Annotated in this window: 15 protein-coding genes and 3 tRNA genes; 5 read left to right on the top strand and 13 right to left on the bottom strand. The window is 74.2% G+C overall.

What is annotated here, in order from left to right:
- Positions 1 to 84: 84 nt before the first annotated feature.
- Positions 85 to 157 (bottom strand) — tRNA-Trp (locus ACFLFB_RS15515).
- A 144-nt stretch (positions 158 to 301) separates the two neighbouring features.
- A complete protein-coding gene (locus ACFLFB_RS15520) occupies positions 302 to 1,162 on the bottom strand; it encodes an endonuclease/exonuclease/phosphatase family protein (RefSeq protein ID WP_392543073.1) in 861 nt (286 codons plus the stop codon).
- A 129-nt stretch (positions 1,163 to 1,291) separates the two neighbouring features.
- Between ACFLFB_RS15520 and ACFLFB_RS15525 the strand changes: the two genes are divergently transcribed.
- From ACFLFB_RS15525 to ACFLFB_RS15540, 4 genes are all read left to right on the top strand, one after another.
- Positions 1,292 to 2,596: an aminotransferase class I/II-fold pyridoxal phosphate-dependent enzyme gene (locus ACFLFB_RS15525; protein ID WP_392543074.1), complete on the top strand. Its 1,305-nt coding sequence runs from the start codon at positions 1,292 to 1,294 to the stop codon at positions 2,594 to 2,596.
- Positions 2,597 to 2,605: 9 nt separating this feature from the next.
- Positions 2,606 to 3,121, top strand: a complete 516-nt coding sequence (locus tag ACFLFB_RS15530; protein WP_392543075.1) for a DUF5709 domain-containing protein — start codon at positions 2,606 to 2,608, stop codon at positions 3,119 to 3,121.
- Positions 3,118 to 4,161, top strand: coding sequence for an adenosine deaminase (locus ACFLFB_RS15535; protein WP_392543076.1), 1,044 nt, complete (start codon positions 3,118 to 3,120; stop codon positions 4,159 to 4,161). Before ACFLFB_RS15530 ends, ACFLFB_RS15535 begins: the two co-directional genes overlap by 4 nt.
- Before the next feature lie 196 nt (positions 4,162 to 4,357).
- Positions 4,358 to 4,744 carry a hypothetical protein gene (locus ACFLFB_RS15540; protein WP_392543077.1) on the top strand — a complete coding sequence of 129 codons (387 nt, stop codon included), beginning with the start codon at positions 4,358 to 4,360 and terminating at the stop codon, positions 4,742 to 4,744.
- A 22-nt stretch (positions 4,745 to 4,766) separates the two neighbouring features.
- Here the strand turns inward: ACFLFB_RS15540 and ACFLFB_RS15545 are convergent, their stop codons facing one another.
- The 8 genes from ACFLFB_RS15545 to ACFLFB_RS15580 all read right to left on the bottom strand — a co-directional run bounded on the left by ACFLFB_RS15545 (position 4,767) and on the right by ACFLFB_RS15580 (position 8,867).
- The gene (locus ACFLFB_RS15545; protein WP_392543078.1) at positions 4,767 to 5,840 is read right to left on the bottom strand and encodes a UDP-N-acetylmuramate dehydrogenase; all 1,074 of its coding nucleotides are present in this window, start codon (positions 5,838 to 5,840) and stop codon (positions 4,767 to 4,769) included.
- Complete coding sequence (locus ACFLFB_RS15550; protein WP_392543079.1) at positions 5,840 to 6,262, bottom strand: MaoC family dehydratase; 423 nt, start codon at positions 6,260 to 6,262, stop codon at positions 5,840 to 5,842. Before ACFLFB_RS15550 ends, ACFLFB_RS15545 begins: the two co-directional genes overlap by 1 nt.
- A 1-nt stretch (position 6,263) precedes the next feature.
- Positions 6,264 to 6,713 carry a MaoC family dehydratase N-terminal domain-containing protein gene (locus ACFLFB_RS15555; protein WP_392543080.1) on the bottom strand — a complete coding sequence of 150 codons (450 nt, stop codon included), beginning with the start codon at positions 6,711 to 6,713 and terminating at the stop codon, positions 6,264 to 6,266.
- 81 nt (positions 6,714 to 6,794) lie between these two features.
- On the bottom strand, positions 6,795 to 6,962 hold the full coding sequence (rpmG, locus tag ACFLFB_RS15560; protein ID WP_030526789.1) for a 50S ribosomal protein L33: 168 nt from the start codon (positions 6,960 to 6,962) through the stop codon (positions 6,795 to 6,797).
- Positions 6,963 to 7,082: 120 nt separating this feature from the next.
- Positions 7,083 to 7,159 (bottom strand) — tRNA-Met (locus ACFLFB_RS15565).
- A gap of 47 nt (positions 7,160 to 7,206) precedes the next feature.
- Positions 7,207 to 7,279: transfer RNA gene (locus ACFLFB_RS15570), tRNA-Thr, on the bottom strand.
- A 47-nt stretch (positions 7,280 to 7,326) separates the two neighbouring features.
- Positions 7,327 to 8,088 carry a helical backbone metal receptor gene (locus ACFLFB_RS15575; RefSeq protein ID WP_392543081.1) on the bottom strand — a complete coding sequence of 254 codons (762 nt, stop codon included), beginning with the start codon at positions 8,086 to 8,088 and terminating at the stop codon, positions 7,327 to 7,329.
- Positions 8,089 to 8,099: 11 nt separating this feature from the next.
- Positions 8,100 to 8,867: an SDR family NAD(P)-dependent oxidoreductase gene (locus ACFLFB_RS15580; RefSeq protein WP_392543082.1), complete on the bottom strand. Its 768-nt coding sequence runs from the start codon at positions 8,865 to 8,867 to the stop codon at positions 8,100 to 8,102.
- Between the two features lie 32 nt (positions 8,868 to 8,899).
- Here ACFLFB_RS15580 and ACFLFB_RS15585 point away from each other — a divergent pair, with 32 nt between their 5' ends.
- Complete coding sequence (locus ACFLFB_RS15585; protein WP_392543083.1) at positions 8,900 to 9,700, top strand: deoxyribonuclease IV; 801 nt, start codon at positions 8,900 to 8,902, stop codon at positions 9,698 to 9,700.
- An 11-nt stretch (positions 9,701 to 9,711) separates the two neighbouring features.
- Here the strand turns inward: ACFLFB_RS15585 and ACFLFB_RS15590 are convergent, their stop codons facing one another.
- The 3 genes from ACFLFB_RS15590 to ACFLFB_RS15600 all read right to left on the bottom strand — a co-directional run bounded on the left by ACFLFB_RS15590 (position 9,712) and on the right by ACFLFB_RS15600 (position 14,986).
- A complete protein-coding gene (locus ACFLFB_RS15590) occupies positions 9,712 to 10,947 on the bottom strand; it encodes a hypothetical protein (RefSeq protein ID WP_392543084.1) in 1,236 nt (411 codons plus the stop codon).
- A 118-nt stretch (positions 10,948 to 11,065) separates the two neighbouring features.
- A complete protein-coding gene (locus ACFLFB_RS15595) occupies positions 11,066 to 11,335 on the bottom strand; it encodes a sigma factor (protein WP_392543085.1) in 270 nt (89 codons plus the stop codon).
- A 99-nt stretch (positions 11,336 to 11,434) separates the two neighbouring features.
- Positions 11,435 to 14,986, bottom strand: coding sequence for an ATP-binding cassette domain-containing protein (locus tag ACFLFB_RS15600; protein WP_392543086.1), 3,552 nt, complete (start codon positions 14,984 to 14,986; stop codon positions 11,435 to 11,437).
- Positions 14,987 to 15,018: the final 32 nt, after the last annotated feature.

A 15,018-nucleotide genomic window follows, 5' to 3' on the forward strand; every position in this document is an offset into this window, starting at 1 on the left:
TCGGGTGCCTCGGCGCGGCACGACCGCGAAGGCACCCCAGCCGTGGAGGCGGGGCGCAGTCGTGGACGAACCACACGTGCGACGCAGGGCAGGAGGGACTCGAACCCCCAACCGCCGGTTTTGGAGACCGGTGCTCTACCAATTGAGCCACTGCCCTACGGAGCACCCGGTTGGTGGTGCTCCGCGGTGCGACCATCACCTACCCGGGGGCAGGACGAAGCTGGTCACACCGAACGGCAAGCATACGGGACGCCCCGGGCCGACCGCGAACCCGGTCGGCCGGGGCGCCACGCCACACCGGTCAGCCCAGCGGGACCAGCCCGTAGAGGATGCGGTGGTTGGAGGGCGAGGACATCGTGCGCTCCGACCCGCCGGCGGGACGAGACCCGACCTTCGAGACGAAGACGTAGTCGATCTTGCGGCGGGTGTCACCGGCCGCCCCGGTCGCGCTGCCCGAGGTCCACGCCCCGTCCCGCCTGGTGTGACCCGACCCCGCGGTCTGCGCGATCTCCCGGAACCTGCCGTTCGCCGACGGGCCGACTCCGTAGAGGGCGTCCATGGCCCTGAACGTCGGGTTGGTGTTGAAGTCACCTCCGACGATGACGGTTCGCTGGGGGCTGATCCACCCCGCCGTGGTGGTGCGGATCCTTGCGGTCAGCCGCTCGCGGAAGGGAGCCTGCTTCGTGCGCCCGGCGATGAGGTGGGTCGAGCACGCGCGGATCCGGCTGCCCGCGTGGCGGAGGTCGAGGCACGCCATCCCGTAGGACTGGTCGTCCTTCTTCAGCAGCTCCACGGGACCGAACTCCGAGGCGCCGGACCCGGTCCACACCGTGGCCTCGCCGAGCCTGGGGTCCGCCCCCGCGCACTTGGTCGAGCGCCGCGCGTGGAAGGTGGTGAAGCCGAGCTGCCTGATCCTCGGCAGCATGTCGGCGCAGACCTCCTGGAGCAGGACCACCTCGGGGGCCGTCGTGGCGGCGGCGAGCGCGATCACCTTCTCCAGCGCCTCCGGCTTCTTCTCGAGGTTGTGCGTGATGACGCGGACGGTGCTGGGTGCGGCCTCGGCGGACGGGGCGGTGGCGACGGTCGTCGTGACGACGCCGGTGACGGCCACCGCGACGGCTGCCACGGCGACGAGGAGTGGACGGGTTCTGGTGCTGCGCATCTGGTTCCCCCCGGATGGGTGCGGGTGGTCGCGGATCGACCCCCGTCGTCGGCCACCCTCGCCGACCCGGTCGTCCCACGCCATGGGGAGGCCTCCCCTGCGGCGAGGGGGTTCTGGGACGATGGGCGCGTGAGCACGCAGACCACGCCGGCCCCCGACCGCACCCCGCTCGCCGAGCGCTCCCCCGAGCAGCTGGCGGCCTTCCTCGAGGAGCAGCGCACGGCCTACGCGGCCCTGCAGGAGCGCGGCCTGAAGCTCGACCTCACGCGCGGCAAGCCCAGCGCCGAGCAGCTCGACCTCGCCGAGGGGCTGCTCTCCCTTCCCCGCGGCCACCTCGACGCCGACGGCACCGACGTGCGCAACTACGGCGGCCTCAACGGGCTGCGCGAGCTGCGCGAGATCTTCGCCGAGCTGCTGTGGGTCGACCCCGACCAGGTCGTCGCCGGCGGCTCGTCGAGCCTGACGATGATGCACGACGTGCTGGTGCAGCACCTCCTGCACGGTGGCGTCGAGTCGCCGCGGCCGTGGAAGGACGAGGAGAAGGTCACCTTCGTCTGTCCGGTGCCCGGCTACGACCGGCACTTCACGATGCTCGCCTCGTACGGCATCGAGATGGTGACCGTGCCGATGCTGCCCGACGGCCCGGACGTCGACGCCGTGGAGGCGCTCGTCAAGGACGACCCGTCGGTGAAGGGCATCTGGATCGTCCCCACGTACGCCAACCCGGCCGGCTCCGTCGTGTCGCAGGAGGTCGCGAGCCGGCTCGCCTCGATGCCGACCGCGGCTCCCGACTTCCGGATCTTCTGGGACAACGCCTACGCCTTCCACCACCTCACCCAGGACGAGGCGAAGACGGCCGACATCCTGTCGCTGGCCTCGGCGGCGGGGAACCCGCACCGGCCGGTGATGTTCGCCTCGACGAGCAAGATCACGTTCGCAGGCTCGGGCGTGGCGTTCCTCGCGGCGTCCCGGGAGACGGTGAAGGGCTACCTGGGGCACCAGCAGTTCGCGTCGATCGGCCCGGACAAGGTCAACCACCTGCGGCACGTGCAGTTCTTCGGCTCGGCCGACGGGGTGCGCGAGCACATGCGCGCGCACCGCGCCATCCTCGCGCCGAAGTTCGCGGCCGTGGAGAGCGCCCTGCGTGGCGAGCTCGACGGGCTCGGGGTGGCCGAGTGGACCAGCCCCGCCGGCGGGTACTTCGTCTCCCTCGACGTCCTCGACGGGTGCGCGACGCGTGTGGTGCAGCTGGCCAAGGAGGCCGGGATCGCGCTGACCCCCGCTGGTGCGTCGTTCCCGCTGGGGCACGACCCGCGCGACCGCAACATCCGTCTGGCGCCGTCGTTCCCGGGCCTCGCCGAGGTCGAGACGGCGATGGCGGGCGTGGCGACCTGCGTCGCCCTGGCCACCGCGGAGCACCTCGCCCGCGCGTAGGGTGAGGTCATGTCAGACCAGCCCGATGACCTGACCGACGACCTCGGCAGCTACAGCGTCGACGCCGAGGACCAGCTGCAGCCCGAGGACACCCTCGACCAGGAGGACGTCGAGGACGTCCTCGACCGGGGGTTCTCGCCGGCCGAGCGGCTGCACGGCTCGCTCGCGCACGGCGTGACCGCCGAGGAGCAGGCCCGCGACGAGACGATCGAGGAGCGGATCCGCCAGGAGGTCCCTGACCCGTCGTCGGCGTACGGGGCGCCCGACAACGAGAGCGGCCTGGACGAGGACCGCCTCGGGGGCGACGACCCCGACAGCATCGAGGCGTCGGACGACTGGATGGGCGACGACCAGGTCGGCGACGTGCGGGCCGGTCGGCTCGTGGCTCCCGACGAGGGGCTGGGCTCGGACGACGAGAAGGACCTCGTCGGCGAGGACGTCGGCATCGACGGCGCGGGCGCCTCGGCCGAGGAGGCCGCCATGCACGTCGTCGGCGACGCCGACGAGGACCTCGACGCCGGGTGACGTCCGCGGTCCCCTCCCCGTCGCGATCGGTCACCGACCTCCCGAAGGCGCACCTCCACCTCCACTTCACCGGCTCGATGCGCGTCGGCACGGTGCGCGAGCTGGCGGCGGAGCACGGCATCCGGCTGCCGGCGTCGCTGACGACGGAGTGGCCCCCGCGGTTCGACGCGGTGGACGCCCGCGGGTGGTTCCGGTTCCAGAAGCTCTACGACGCGGCTCGTGCCACGGTGCGCGGCGAGGCCGAGATGCGCCGGATCGTGCGCGAGGCGGCGCTCGACGACGGCGCCGAGGGGTCGCGGTGGCTGGAGATCCAGGTCGACCCGACCTCGTACGCCCCGTTCGTCGGCGGGATCACCCCGGCGCTGGAGATCGTGCTCGACGAGGCGCGGGCGGTGTCGTCGGAGCCGGGGGCTGCTCGGGTGGGTGTGGTCGTGGCGGCGAGCCGGATGCGGCACCCTCTGGAGGCGCGCACGCTGGCCCGGCTGGCGGCGAGCCACGCGGGGTCCGGGGCCGGCTCGGTGGTCGGCTTCGGGCTGTCGAACGACGAGCGGCGGGGCGACACGGGCGAGTTCGCGGCGGCCTTCGCGATCGCGCGGCGGGCCGGGCTGGCGCTGGTGCCGCACGCCGGTGAGCTGCTGGGTGCCGAGGCCGTGACGGCGACGCTCGACGCGATCGCGCCGGACCGGCTGGGTCACGGGGTGCGGTCCGTGGAGGATGCCGCGGTGCTCGATCGCGTGGTGCGCGACGAGGTGGCGCTGGAGGTGTGTCCGCTGTCGAACGTGGCGCTCGGGGTGTTCGACGAGGCGGGTGACGTGCCGCTGCGGCGGCTGGTCTCGGCAGGCGCCCGGGTGGCACTGGGCGCGGACGACCCGCTGATCTTCGGGTCGCGGCTGGCCGACCAGTACGCGTCCGCGCGGGCGGACCACGGCTTCTCGGACACCGAGCTGGCCGACCTCGCCCGCGGTTCCCTCGCCGCCAGCCGGGCACCCTCCGACGTCCGCGAGGCGGCGGAGCGCGACATCACCGCCTGGCTCGCCTGACGCGCGTCCACGCGCCCCAACCCCAGCGCTCACGGCCCCCGGGACCGCGCAGCCGCACCTCCGCCGGCTCGGGGGCGGCTCGACCGACCGACCGATGTCGTTTCCGGTCGTCCACAGCCCGCCTCGCGGCACCGTGTTGTCCACAGGACGTCGGGGCCCCCTCCCGCCCCCGGGTGGCTCGGCCGAGTCTCTCCCCATGACACGAACACCCCGCACCTGGCCCACGTTCGCGGCCGGGCTGCTCGCCGCGCGGGCGTCGCTGCGCCTCCCCGACGAGGTGGGCCTCGCCATCCGCGCGGACCGTCGGCGGCTCGGCCTGAGCCAACGGGCCTACGCGACCCGGCGGCAGCTCTCCGCAGCCCTCGTGGCCCGCCTCGAGACCCGCGCCGGCGACCTCAAGCTGGCCGACGTCATCCGTGGGCTCGACGGCACCCAGTTCGCCCTCTGCCTCTGCCACCGCCCGGACCAGGGCGAGTCCCCCGCCCTCGCGCAGTGGTGGTACTCCGAAGCGACCTGCGCCTACGCGAAGCCACCCCACTGGTACGCGCCGCGGATCGGCCGCCGCCGAGACGAGGCCTCCTGAGAGCCCAGGGCGAGGGCCAGCGTCAGAGGGTGTCGCCGACGAGGACGGGTTCGTTGACGAGGCGGACGCCGAAGGCGTCCTCGACGCCGTCGCGCACCGTGCGCGCCAGCCCTACGACGTCGGCCGCGGTCGCCGAGCCGCGGTTGGTCACCGCGAGCGTGTGCTTGGTGGACAGCGCGGCCGGCCCCGGCATCCCGAACCCCTTGCCGAACCCCGCCCGCTCGATCAGCCACGCGGCGCTCGTCTTCACCTGGCCGCGACCGTCCGGGTAGGCCGGAGGCGCCGCCGCGTCCGCACCGAGGCGCGAGGAGACCCGCTCGCGCAGGACCTCGAACTCCGCCTCACCCAGGATCGGGTTGGTGAAGAACGACCCACAGCTCCACGTGTCGTGGTCGGGGGCGTCGAGGACCATCCCCCGCCGGCGGCGCTGCTCGAGGACCGCCTCGCGCGCCTCCGCCAGGGGAACCCGGTCGCCCACAGACACACCCAGCTGGGTGGCGAGGTCGGCGTAGCCCACCGGCTGCGAGAGCGACTGGAGCACGAGCTGGAACATCACGTCGATGACGACGTACCGGTCGGTTCCCTTGAACAGCGAGTGCCGGTAGGTGAACCGGCAGTCGAGCGTCGTCATCGTGCGGACCTGCTGCTGCAGCCGGTCCCACACCCGCACGCGCGCGATGGTCTGCGCCACCTCCTGCCCGTACGCCCCCACGTTCTGCACCGGGGTCGCGCCGGAGGACCCCGGGATCCCGGACAGCGCCTCGATCCCCGACCACCCCTCCGCGACCGCACGCGCGACGAAGCCGTCCCAGTCCTCACCCGCGGCGACGGTGACGTTCGCTCCCCCGCACAGGTCGGCCGAGTCGACCTCGACCCCGCTCGTCGCGACCTTGACGACCGTGCCCTCGAACCCGGCGTCGGCGACGACGAGGTTCGACCCACCGCCGAGGACGAGCAGCGGCTCGTCGGCGTCGTCGACCTCACGGACCGCGTCGACCAGCTCGTCCGGCGTCTCGACCACCACGAAGCGCGCGGCCGGGCCACCGACCCGCATCGTCGTGTGCCCGGCGATCGGCTCGTGAAGGAGCTCGCGCATCAGTCGAGCTTCACGACCGCGATGCAGCGGCCCAGGACCTTCTCGCCACCGCACGTCGTCGTGAGGTCGACCGTGACCCGGCCGGTCTCGGCGTCGACCGCCTTGACCACGCCCTGCACGACGATCTCGGTGCCGCCGGAGGGCACCACCACGGGCTTGGTGAAGCGCGTCCCGAACTCGACGACGCGCCCCGCGTCACCGGCCCAGTCGGCGACGACCGTGCCGGACGCCCCCATCGTCCACATGCCGTGGGCGATGACGTCGGGCAGCCCGACGGAGCGGGCGAAGGACTCGTCCTGGTGGATGGGGTTCTGGTCGCCGGACGCGTTCGCGTAGGCGACGAGGGTCCCGCGCTCGACGGGCACGGTGACGGGCCCGACGACATCGCCGACGGACACCTGCGAGAGCTGGCGCACGGTCATCTCAGTCCTCCCCGCCGCGCACGACGATGGTCGAGGTGGAGGTCGCGAGCGCCTCACCGGTGCTCGTCGAGAGCTCGGTCCGCGTGGTGATCATCGCGTGGCCACCGGCGGCGCGCACGGCGTCGACCGTCGTCGCGCCCACGACCTCGTCACCCGCGGTGATGGGGCGGTGGTGCACGAACCGCTGCTCGCCGTGGACGACCCGGCTGAAGTCGATGCCGGCCTCGGGATCGGTCACGTACGCGCGCTCGGCTGCCTGCGAGAACCGCACGGCCATGGTGGGCGGGGCCACGACGTCGCCGTACCCGGCGGCGCGGGCCGCCTCGGGGTCGGTGTGCACGGGGTCGGTGGCACCGACGGCCGCGGCGAACGCGGCGATGAGGGCGGCGTCGACGGCGTACGGTCCGCTCGGCGGGTAGCTCCGCCCGACGAAGTCTGGGTTCACGGCCATGCCGACCACTCTAGTGACGCCGGACATGCGCGAGGCCGCCGGCACCAGGGGTGCGGGCGGCCTCGGGGAGCGACGCTGGGGTCAGCGGGTCTCGCGGTGCGCGGTGTGCTTCTTGCAACGCGGGCAGAACTTCGCCAGCTCGAGCCGGTCGGGGTCGTTGCGCCGGTTCTTCTTGGTGATGTAGTTGCGCTCCTTGCACTCCGTGCACGCCAGGGTGATCTTGGGGCGGACGTCGGTGGCCTTGGCCATGGAAGCAACCTGCTCTCGGGAAGTGAATCGATCTCGGGGTGTCGCACCGGGGCACGAAGGCTCGCGCGACACCAGCACAACAGGGTACGCGGCTCCGGGCATTCCCCGAAATCGCGGCCTTGGTAGCGGGAGCGGGGCTCGATCCCGCGACCTCACGATTATGAGTCGTGCGCTCTAACCAGCTGAGCTACCCCGCCAGGGGTTCGATCCGGACCAGCCTCTCGACCAGCCCCGGTCGGACCAGAGCCCCCTGTCGGAATCGAACCGACGACCTTTTCCTTACCATGGAAACGCTCTGCCGACTGAGCTAAGGGGGCGTGCGACCGCGGTACGTGACCCCGGGCGCGACGGAGACATTACACGCTCAGGATCGGTCCAGCGAAATCGCCGAATCGACCAGCGCAGGCCCGTACCAGGTGAGCAGCCGACCCGACACGAGCCGGGTCGGCAAGTGCGAGAACACCTCCGGCCCGTCCTTCTCCGTGAACACGTACGGCTCGTCCGGCAGAAGGACGACGTCGGCCACCGCGGGGTCGTCCACCGCCGTCACCTCCACCGCCGGGTAGCGCCCCACCACCCCTCCCGTCACGACCTCGAACCCCAACCGCGCGAGGAGGTCGGCGGTGAACGTCGGGCGGCCCACGACCATCCACGGGTCCCGCCAGATGGGGACGACCACGCGGGCCGTCGGCGGCGGCACCGGGCCGCCCCACGCGGCCTCGGCCGACACCAGCCAGTCCGGGTCCTCCGCCACGCCCAGCCCCTCGCGGAACAGCCGCCGCATCGAGGCGATGGAGGCGGGCACGGTCTCGATGTCGGTCACCCAGACCGCGACGCCCCGCTCGCGCAGCCGGCGCACGTCGAGCTCGCGGTTCTCCTCCTTGTTCGTCACGACGAGGTCGGGCCGCAGCGCCGCCACGGCCGCCAGGTCGGGGTTCTTCGTCCCCCGCACCCGGGTGACGCCGCGGTCGTCGAGGTCGGCCGGGTGGGTGCACCAGTCGGTGGCGCCCACGAGGAGCTCGGGACACGTGGCGGCGAGCGCCTCGGTCAACGACGGGACGAGGGAGACGACGCGGCGCACCGGGCCCGCGAGGGGCACCGGTGCGCCGAGGTCGTCGAGCGGCATCACGCGAAGGGTCAGCGCGGCGCCATCCGGAGCGCGCCGTCCATCCGGATGACCTCACCGTTGAGGTAGTCGTGGTCGATGACGGCGAGGGCGAGCTTCGCGTACTCCTCGGGGCGCGCGAGTCGCTGCGGGAACGGCACCCCGGCGGCGAGGCCGGCGCGGAACTCGTCGGAGACGGTCGCGAGCATCGGGGTCTCGACGATGCCGGGGGCGATGGTCAGCACGCGGATGCCGTACTGGGCCAGGTCACGGGCAGCCGGGAGGGTGAGGCCGACGATGCCTCCCTTGGAGGACGCGTACGCGGCCTGGCCGACCTGGCCGTCGAAGGCCGCGATGCTCGCCGTGTTGATGATGACGCCGCGCTGGCCGTCGGCGTCGGTGTCGGGCTCGGTGGCGGCGATGGCCTCGGCCGCGACGGCGAGGACCGTGAACGAGCCGATGAGGTTGATCTCGACGACCTTGCGGTACAGCCCGAGGTCGTGGACGCCCTTGCGTCCGACGATGCGGGCCGAGGGGCCGATGCCGGCGCAGTTGACGACGATGCGCAGGGGGCGGGCCGGGTCGTCGGATGCGCGGGCCACGGCAGCGCGCACGTCCTCCTCGGAGGTGACGTCGGTGGGCACGTACTCGACCCCCTCGACGGCGGGGCCGGACTCGCAGGCGGTGGCGAGGTCGAGGGCGACGACGCGCGCTCCCCCCGCGGCGAGGGCGGCCGCGGTGGCGGCGCCGAGGCCTGAGGCGCCCCCGGTGACGATGGCGGTGGTGTTCGCGATCTGCATGGCGCCATCCTGCCCTGTCCTACGGTGGTGCCATGGCACTGCGCATCGGAGGACACGTCGACAGCACCGACCCCGTGGCCGAGGCCGCGGCCCGGGGCGCGACCCTGAGCCAGTTCTTCCTCGGCGACCCCCAGAGCTACAAGGGGCCCGTCGTCGACTACGCGGGCGGGGCGGCCACGCTCAAGGAGGCGGCGGAGGCCGCGGGCGTCGACCTGTACGTCCACGCGCCCTACCCGATCAACGTGGCGGCCACGAACAACCGCATCCGCATCCCCGGGCGCAAGCTGCTCCAGCAGCACCTCACGGCCGCGGCCGAGATCGGGGCCAAGGGCGTCATCGTCCACGGAGGCCACCTGGGCAAGGAGGAGGACTCCGACGTCGGCTTCGACAACTGGCGCAAGTGCGTCGACGGGCTCGAGATGCCGGTGCCCCTCCTCATCGAGAACACGGCCGGCGGCGACAACGCGATGGCGCGCCGGCTCGAGGCGATCGAGCGGCTCTGGGAGGCGATCGGCCGGGCCGAGGGCGGCGACACCGTCGGCTTCTGCCTCGACACCTGCCACGCCCACGCCGGCGGCAACGACCTCGGCAGCGTCGTCGACAAGGTGCGGGCCATCACCGGGCGCATCGACCTCGTCCACTGCAACGACAGCCGCGACGAGTTCGACTCCGGCGCCGACCGGCACACGAACCTCGGCTCCGGCCACATCGACGGCGCCGACCTGGCCGACCTCGTGAGGGACGCCGGCGCGCCGGTCGTCGTCGAGACCCCCGGTGGCGTCGTGGGCCAGACCGCCGACATCACCTGGCTGCGGGAGCGCCTCGGCGCGTAGGAGGGCGGGCGTCAGCGGGCGGGCAGGAGTGGCTGGCCCACGACGTACCGCGGCTGGGTGACCTCGCCGGCCAGGCGGACGTCCTCCTGGACCTGCGTGCACGCGAGGTCGAGCGTGCAGCGCGCGAGGTCGTTGCGGCTGGCGGGGAAGCGCGGCTCGGCGACGTTGCGGGAGAACAGGATCGAGCGCGCGTCGGCGGCGAGAGCCCACGTCCACCCGTCGACGCGCTCCCCCTGGACCGACCGACCGGTGAGCACCCGCCCGTCGGCGACCCGCGCGACGACGACGCGGAAGTAGAAGCCGCCGTCGGCGTCGTCGGTCCCGATGACGAGGCGCCCGTTGCCACTGAACTCCTGCGGCGTGAAGCCCTCGGGGTTGTCGGCGCCGCACCGCTCGAGGAGCACGGGAGCCGACGACCTCGTGAGGTCGACGACGCGCCAGCAGCGGCTGCGGCCGTCCTTGCCGAAGCTCGTCGCCCCGCCGCGCCGACCGTCGGCGGACACCGCGGTGAGCCGGGAGGTCAGCGTGCGGACGCGGCCCGTCGACACCTGCCAGCCCCTGGTCCCGGTCTGCGAGGTCGTCCAGACCCAGCCGTCGGCGACGGCCACCACCGCACCACCGAGGTCCTTCGTGCCGAGGCGGCGGCCCCGCTGGTCGAGGGCCGTGACGGGGGCGTCGACGCCCTTCTGCAGGGCCAGCAGCCGTCCGTCGCGGCTCACCTCGACCTGCTGCGGCCGGCCGAGGTCGTCGACCACCCGACCGCGGGAGTCGTGGATCCGCCAGCGCAGGTTCCCGGCCGAGCCGGGGTCGGTCGCGACGACGGCACCGCCGGACGCCAGGGGGGCGAAGCGCCTGACCTGGCGACCCGCGCCCACGCCGATCGTCCCGGACTGCAGGTGGACCGTGCTGCCGGCCGCCCACGGCACCGGCACGGTGGTCGGGGTCTTCGGCGGGGGCGCGGAGGGTGACGCCGACACCGTCGGTGGGGCGGTCGGGCTGGGGGTCGGCGATGACGTGGTCGCGGTGTCCGACGGCGTGGGGCCCGCGTCCGGGGTGGTGAGGCCCATGGCCCGATCGGTCGGAGCGGTGCCGGGCGCCGGTCTCCCGCTGCGGTCCACCCAGGTGGCGAGGCCGACCCCACCCGCGACCAGCGCGGCGATGGCGGCGCCCGCCACGGCAGCCCGCGGCCGACCCCGCCGAGGGGTCTCGGCACCGGCGACGTCGCCGCCCGTCACCTCGTCGCCCATCGTCGTGCCTCTCGCGTCGTGCCCCTCGGCGCCCACCTTCCCAGACCCGACGGCCCGATCCGGCCCGGTCGCGGCTCGCGGACGCGTGTCGTGACCGACCTCGTCCCGCGGAGGGCGCTCATCGAGCGCCCACCACCACGTACCGGGGAGACCCGTCCTCGACGGACGACGCCGTTCGCAGATCGGCGGCGACCTGCTCGCAACCGCGACCCAGCACGCAGCGCGTCAGTGCGTTGCGGGTGGGCCGGTACACCCGGGCGAAGGCGCTCTGGACGAGGTCCTCCGCCTCGTGCGCGTCCCCCGTCAGCAGGTAGGCGAAGCGGACGAACGCGTGCTGTCGTGCCCGCACGTACGCGGCGAAGTCGCCGCGGACCTCCTCGTCCCCCACCGTGGTCCCTTCCCCTCGTCCCCGATGTGCCGTCACCCTCCCAGACGCGGTGAGGGGCACCGATGGTTGTCACGCGCGGCGAGGAGGCGTGTCGCGGGGTCAGCCGGCGAGGTGGCCCCAGCGGCCGGCGAGCTCGTGCCAGGGGCCGAGCGCGGCGACGCGCCCGTCGACGAGGACGACCACGCGGTCGGCCTGGGCCAGCGCCGACCGCTTCGAGGTGGCCCCGATGACCGTGGTGCCGCGCTCGCGCAGGGCCGCCCAGAGCTCGACCTCGGTGGCGGCGTCGAGCGCGCTGGAGACGTCGTCGGCGAGCACCAGCTCGGTCTCGGCCGCGAGGGCCCGGGCGAGCGCCAGCCGCTGGACCTGACCGCCGGAGAGCCGCACGCCGCGGTGGCCGACCACGGCGTCGTGGCCACCGGCGTCGTCGACGTCGGCGCGCAGCCGGGCGTCGCTGATGGCGCGCTGGAGGGCGCGGCCGTGGCCGAGGACGACGTTGTCGGCGAAGGTGCCGGACAGCACGCGCGGGACCTGGGCCACGTGCGAGACCTGGCCGGGGCGGAGGAAGACCTGCGCGTCCTCGACCTCGACCCCGTTCCACGCGATGGACCCCGTGTGGTCGAGGAGGCCGGCCAGGGCGCCGAGGAGGCTGGACTTGCCGGAGCCCACCTGCCCGAGCAGGAGCACGAGCTCTCCCGCACGCACGGTGAGGTCGACGCCCTCGACGCCCCGGGTGCCGTCGTCGTGGACCGCGGCCACGTCCCGGAGCCGCAGCTCGCGCAGCGGCACCTGCCCGGGCACCTCGGCGCTCGGCGCGGTGCCCTCGACGAGGTCGACACCCGCCGGCAGCCGGACGAGGTCGACGCCACCGGCGAGGCGGGCGGTGGCGCGCTGCCACGACCGCGTGCCGGGAGCCTCGGTGACGACGGCCCCGGCCACCCGGCCGAACCAGTCGAAACCGTTGACCGCACCGGCGACGAGGATGGCGGTGCCCAGCTCCCAGTGGCCGAGGGCGAACGTCGCCCACGCGGCCACGACCCCGGCCTGCACCATGACGACGGGCACGCCGTCGAGGACGGCCTGGACCCGGTGCTCGAAGACCGCGGCCTCGACCCGTCCGGCGTCGACGGAGCGCAGGTGCCGGTGCGCCGCCGGGGTGGCGGCGGCGAGCTTGACCGTGCGGGCCGACTCGAGGACGGAGACGAGCGAGCGCCCGAACCGGGCCCGCGCCTTCGACGACTCGGTGGCCGAGCGCCCGGCGATGGGGCGCCCCACGGCCGAGGCCAGGGCGGACCCGACGAGGACGACGAGCAGCACCCCGCCCGCGAGCAGGCTCCCGCCGAACGCGGCGGTGACCGCCACGATGGCCAGGCCGTTGAGGAAGTCGACCCAGCGGTCGGCGTACAGGGCGTACCGGTCGGCGTCCATCGAGCGCGCGACGACCTCGCCTGGCGGGGTCCGCTCGAGCCGGTGCTGGCGGGTCTGCCCGAGCAGGACCGACATCCGCACGCGCAGCATGACCTCGATCCACCACCGGGGGTAGCGGCGGATCGCGGCGGTGAGGAGGAGCGGCGCGGCCATCACGAAGAGCACCGTGAGCGAGGTGAGGACGACCGTGGTGGTGTCCCACCCGGCCCCGTCGCGCAGGTGCTCGACGACCCGGCCCCAGACGAAGCCGGTGGCGGCGCCGTACGAGCCCCCCAGGGCGGAGACGAGGAAGAGGACGGCGGGCCAGGCGCCCCATCGTGGCCGCACGAGCAGGGCGGACACGACGGCGCGGGCCAGGGACGGCCCGTCCCCGGGGTCCGGGACCTCCGGCGCGGGGCCGGTGCGGCGGACGCCGCCCACCACGGCGTCGCCGTCGTCGGCCTCCCCCACGGCCGGACCCGCCCCGCTCCAGGGGCCACGGGTGTCGTCGCCGCTGGCCTCGAGCAGCCGGCGGAACGGACCGTCGGCGGTCGCGACCTCGGAGCGCCGGCCCTGCTGCACGACGCGGCCGTGGTCGAGGACGGCGACGAGGTCGGCCCGCGCGGTGGTGGACAGGCGGTGCGCCACGAGGATGCCGGTGCGTCCGGTGAGCAGCCGGTCGGCCGCCCGCACGACGAGGGCCTCGGTGAGCGGGTCCATCCGCGCGGTGGCCTCGTCCAGCACGACGACCGACACGTCGCGCACGAGCAGCCGGGCGAAGGCGACGAGCTGCTCCTCGCCCGCGGAGAGCGGGGTGCCACCCGGTCCGAGGACGGTGTCGAGCCCGTCGGGGAGCCCGACGACCCACTCGTCGAGCCCGAGCTGCCCGACCGCCGCCTCGACCCGTGAGCTCGGCAGGTCGGCGAACAGGGTGATGTTCTCGGCGAGGGTGCCGGCGATGATCTCGGTGCGCTGGGTGACCACGCCCACCGCGGCCCGCAGCCGCTGGAGGTCGACGTCGAGGACGTCGACGCCGCCCAGGAACACCGTGCCCGGCGGCGGCTCGACGGCCCGGGAGACGAGCGAGGCCAGCGTGGACTTCCCCGACCCGGTACGGCCGACGAGGGCACAGGTGCGCCCGCCTGGCACGGTCAGCCCGACGCCGTCGAGGGCGAAGTCGCCCTCGGCGTAGGTGAAGTGCAGGTCGCGGAACTCGAGCTCGAGCGGGCCCCCGGGAACGTGCAGGCCGCCCTCGGGCTCGGGCTCGGCAGAGAGGAGCTGGCGGATGCGGGTGACCGCCCCGATGCCGGCCTGCAGCTCGGGCAGGTGTCGCGCCATCTGGTCGACCTGGCCCACGAACGTGCTGGTGACGAGGAAGAGGGTGACGAGCCGGGCGACCGACAGGTCGTCGGAGACGACGAGGGCCACACCCGCCACGCTGGTGGCGGCCAGCAGCCCGAAGAGCAGCACGCCGGTGCGCCGGGTGACCCGCGCCTGCAGGTCGAGCACCGACGCGAACCGCCGGTGGACCACGGCCGACAGGGTGCTGAGCCGGCGCACGACGTGGGCCTGGCCGAGGCTGGTGCGCAGGTCGTCGCGCGCGGTGATGCCCTCCTCGAGCGCGGCCGCGTGGTCGGTCCAGGCCATCTCCTCGGCCACCTTGAGCTCGGAGATCTCGGGCAGCAGGCGGCGGACGAGGAAGAAGGCGGCCACGGCCGCGAGCGGGAACAGGAACCACGAGGGCCACCACGTGAGGCCGGCCACGACCCACATCGGCAGCGCCGCGAAGACGGTGCGCAGGGCGTCCCAGACCTGCCGGCGCAGCATCGACCCGACGTCGTGGGTGTCGTCGTCGACGCGGTCGAGCACCTCGCCCACGGCCTGCTCGTTCAGCGCGGCGAGCGGCTGGTGAAGGGCGGCACTGAGGAGGTCCTCGCGCAGCCGGCCCTCGGCACGGTCGACCACGGCGGCCCACACGGTGCGCCCCGCGGTGTCGAGGACGGCCGCACCGACGAGGCACAGCGCCAGCATCGCCACCAGGCGGGTGGACGGGTCGGCGGCCAGCAGCCCGGCGACGACGGTCCCGAGGGTGCGGCCGACCGCACCGATGGCGGAGGCCGTGAGGGCCGCGCCGGTCCACCAGCCGCGCAGGCGACGCAGCTCGACCCGACGTCCGGGCCGGTCCAGCGGGGAGTCCCGGTGGTCCGCGGAGGTCGAGGTGGGCTGTGGTGCGGTCGTCGTGGCCATCACCGACGAACCTACGTCGCGGCACCGACGCC

Source organism: Oryzobacter telluris (assembly GCF_043099285.1).
Taxonomy (GTDB): Bacteria; Actinomycetota; Actinomycetes; order Actinomycetales; family Dermatophilaceae; genus Oryzobacter; species Oryzobacter telluris.

Coding starts and splice junctions, on each gene's coding strand:
- ACFLFB_RS15520 (WP_392543073.1), bottom strand. CDS start 1,162: ATGCGCAGCACCAGAACCCGTCCACTCCTCGTCGCCGTGGCAGCCGTC.
- ACFLFB_RS15530 (WP_392543075.1), top strand. CDS start 2,606: ATGTCAGACCAGCCCGATGACCTGACCGACGACCTCGGCAGCTACAGC.
- ACFLFB_RS15540 (WP_392543077.1), top strand. CDS start 4,358: ATGACACGAACACCCCGCACCTGGCCCACGTTCGCGGCCGGGCTGCTC.
- ACFLFB_RS15545 (WP_392543078.1), bottom strand. CDS start 5,840: ATGCGCGAGCTCCTTCACGAGCCGATCGCCGGGCACACGACGATGCGG.
- ACFLFB_RS15550 (WP_392543079.1), bottom strand. CDS start 6,262: ATGACCGTGCGCCAGCTCTCGCAGGTGTCCGTCGGCGATGTCGTCGGG.
- ACFLFB_RS15555 (WP_392543080.1), bottom strand. CDS start 6,713: ATGGCCGTGAACCCAGACTTCGTCGGGCGGAGCTACCCGCCGAGCGGA.
- rpmG (WP_030526789.1), bottom strand. CDS start 6,962: ATGGCCAAGGCCACCGACGTCCGCCCCAAGATCACCCTGGCGTGCACG.
- ACFLFB_RS15575 (WP_392543081.1), bottom strand. CDS start 8,088: ATGCCGCTCGACGACCTCGGCGCACCGGTGCCCCTCGCGGGCCCGGTG.
- ACFLFB_RS15580 (WP_392543082.1), bottom strand. CDS start 8,867: ATGCAGATCGCGAACACCACCGCCATCGTCACCGGGGGCGCCTCAGGC.
- ACFLFB_RS15585 (WP_392543083.1), top strand. CDS start 8,900: ATGGCACTGCGCATCGGAGGACACGTCGACAGCACCGACCCCGTGGCC.
- ACFLFB_RS15590 (WP_392543084.1), bottom strand. CDS start 10,947: ATGGGCGACGAGGTGACGGGCGGCGACGTCGCCGGTGCCGAGACCCCT.
- ACFLFB_RS15600 (WP_392543086.1), bottom strand. CDS start 14,986: ATGGCCACGACGACCGCACCACAGCCCACCTCGACCTCCGCGGACCAC.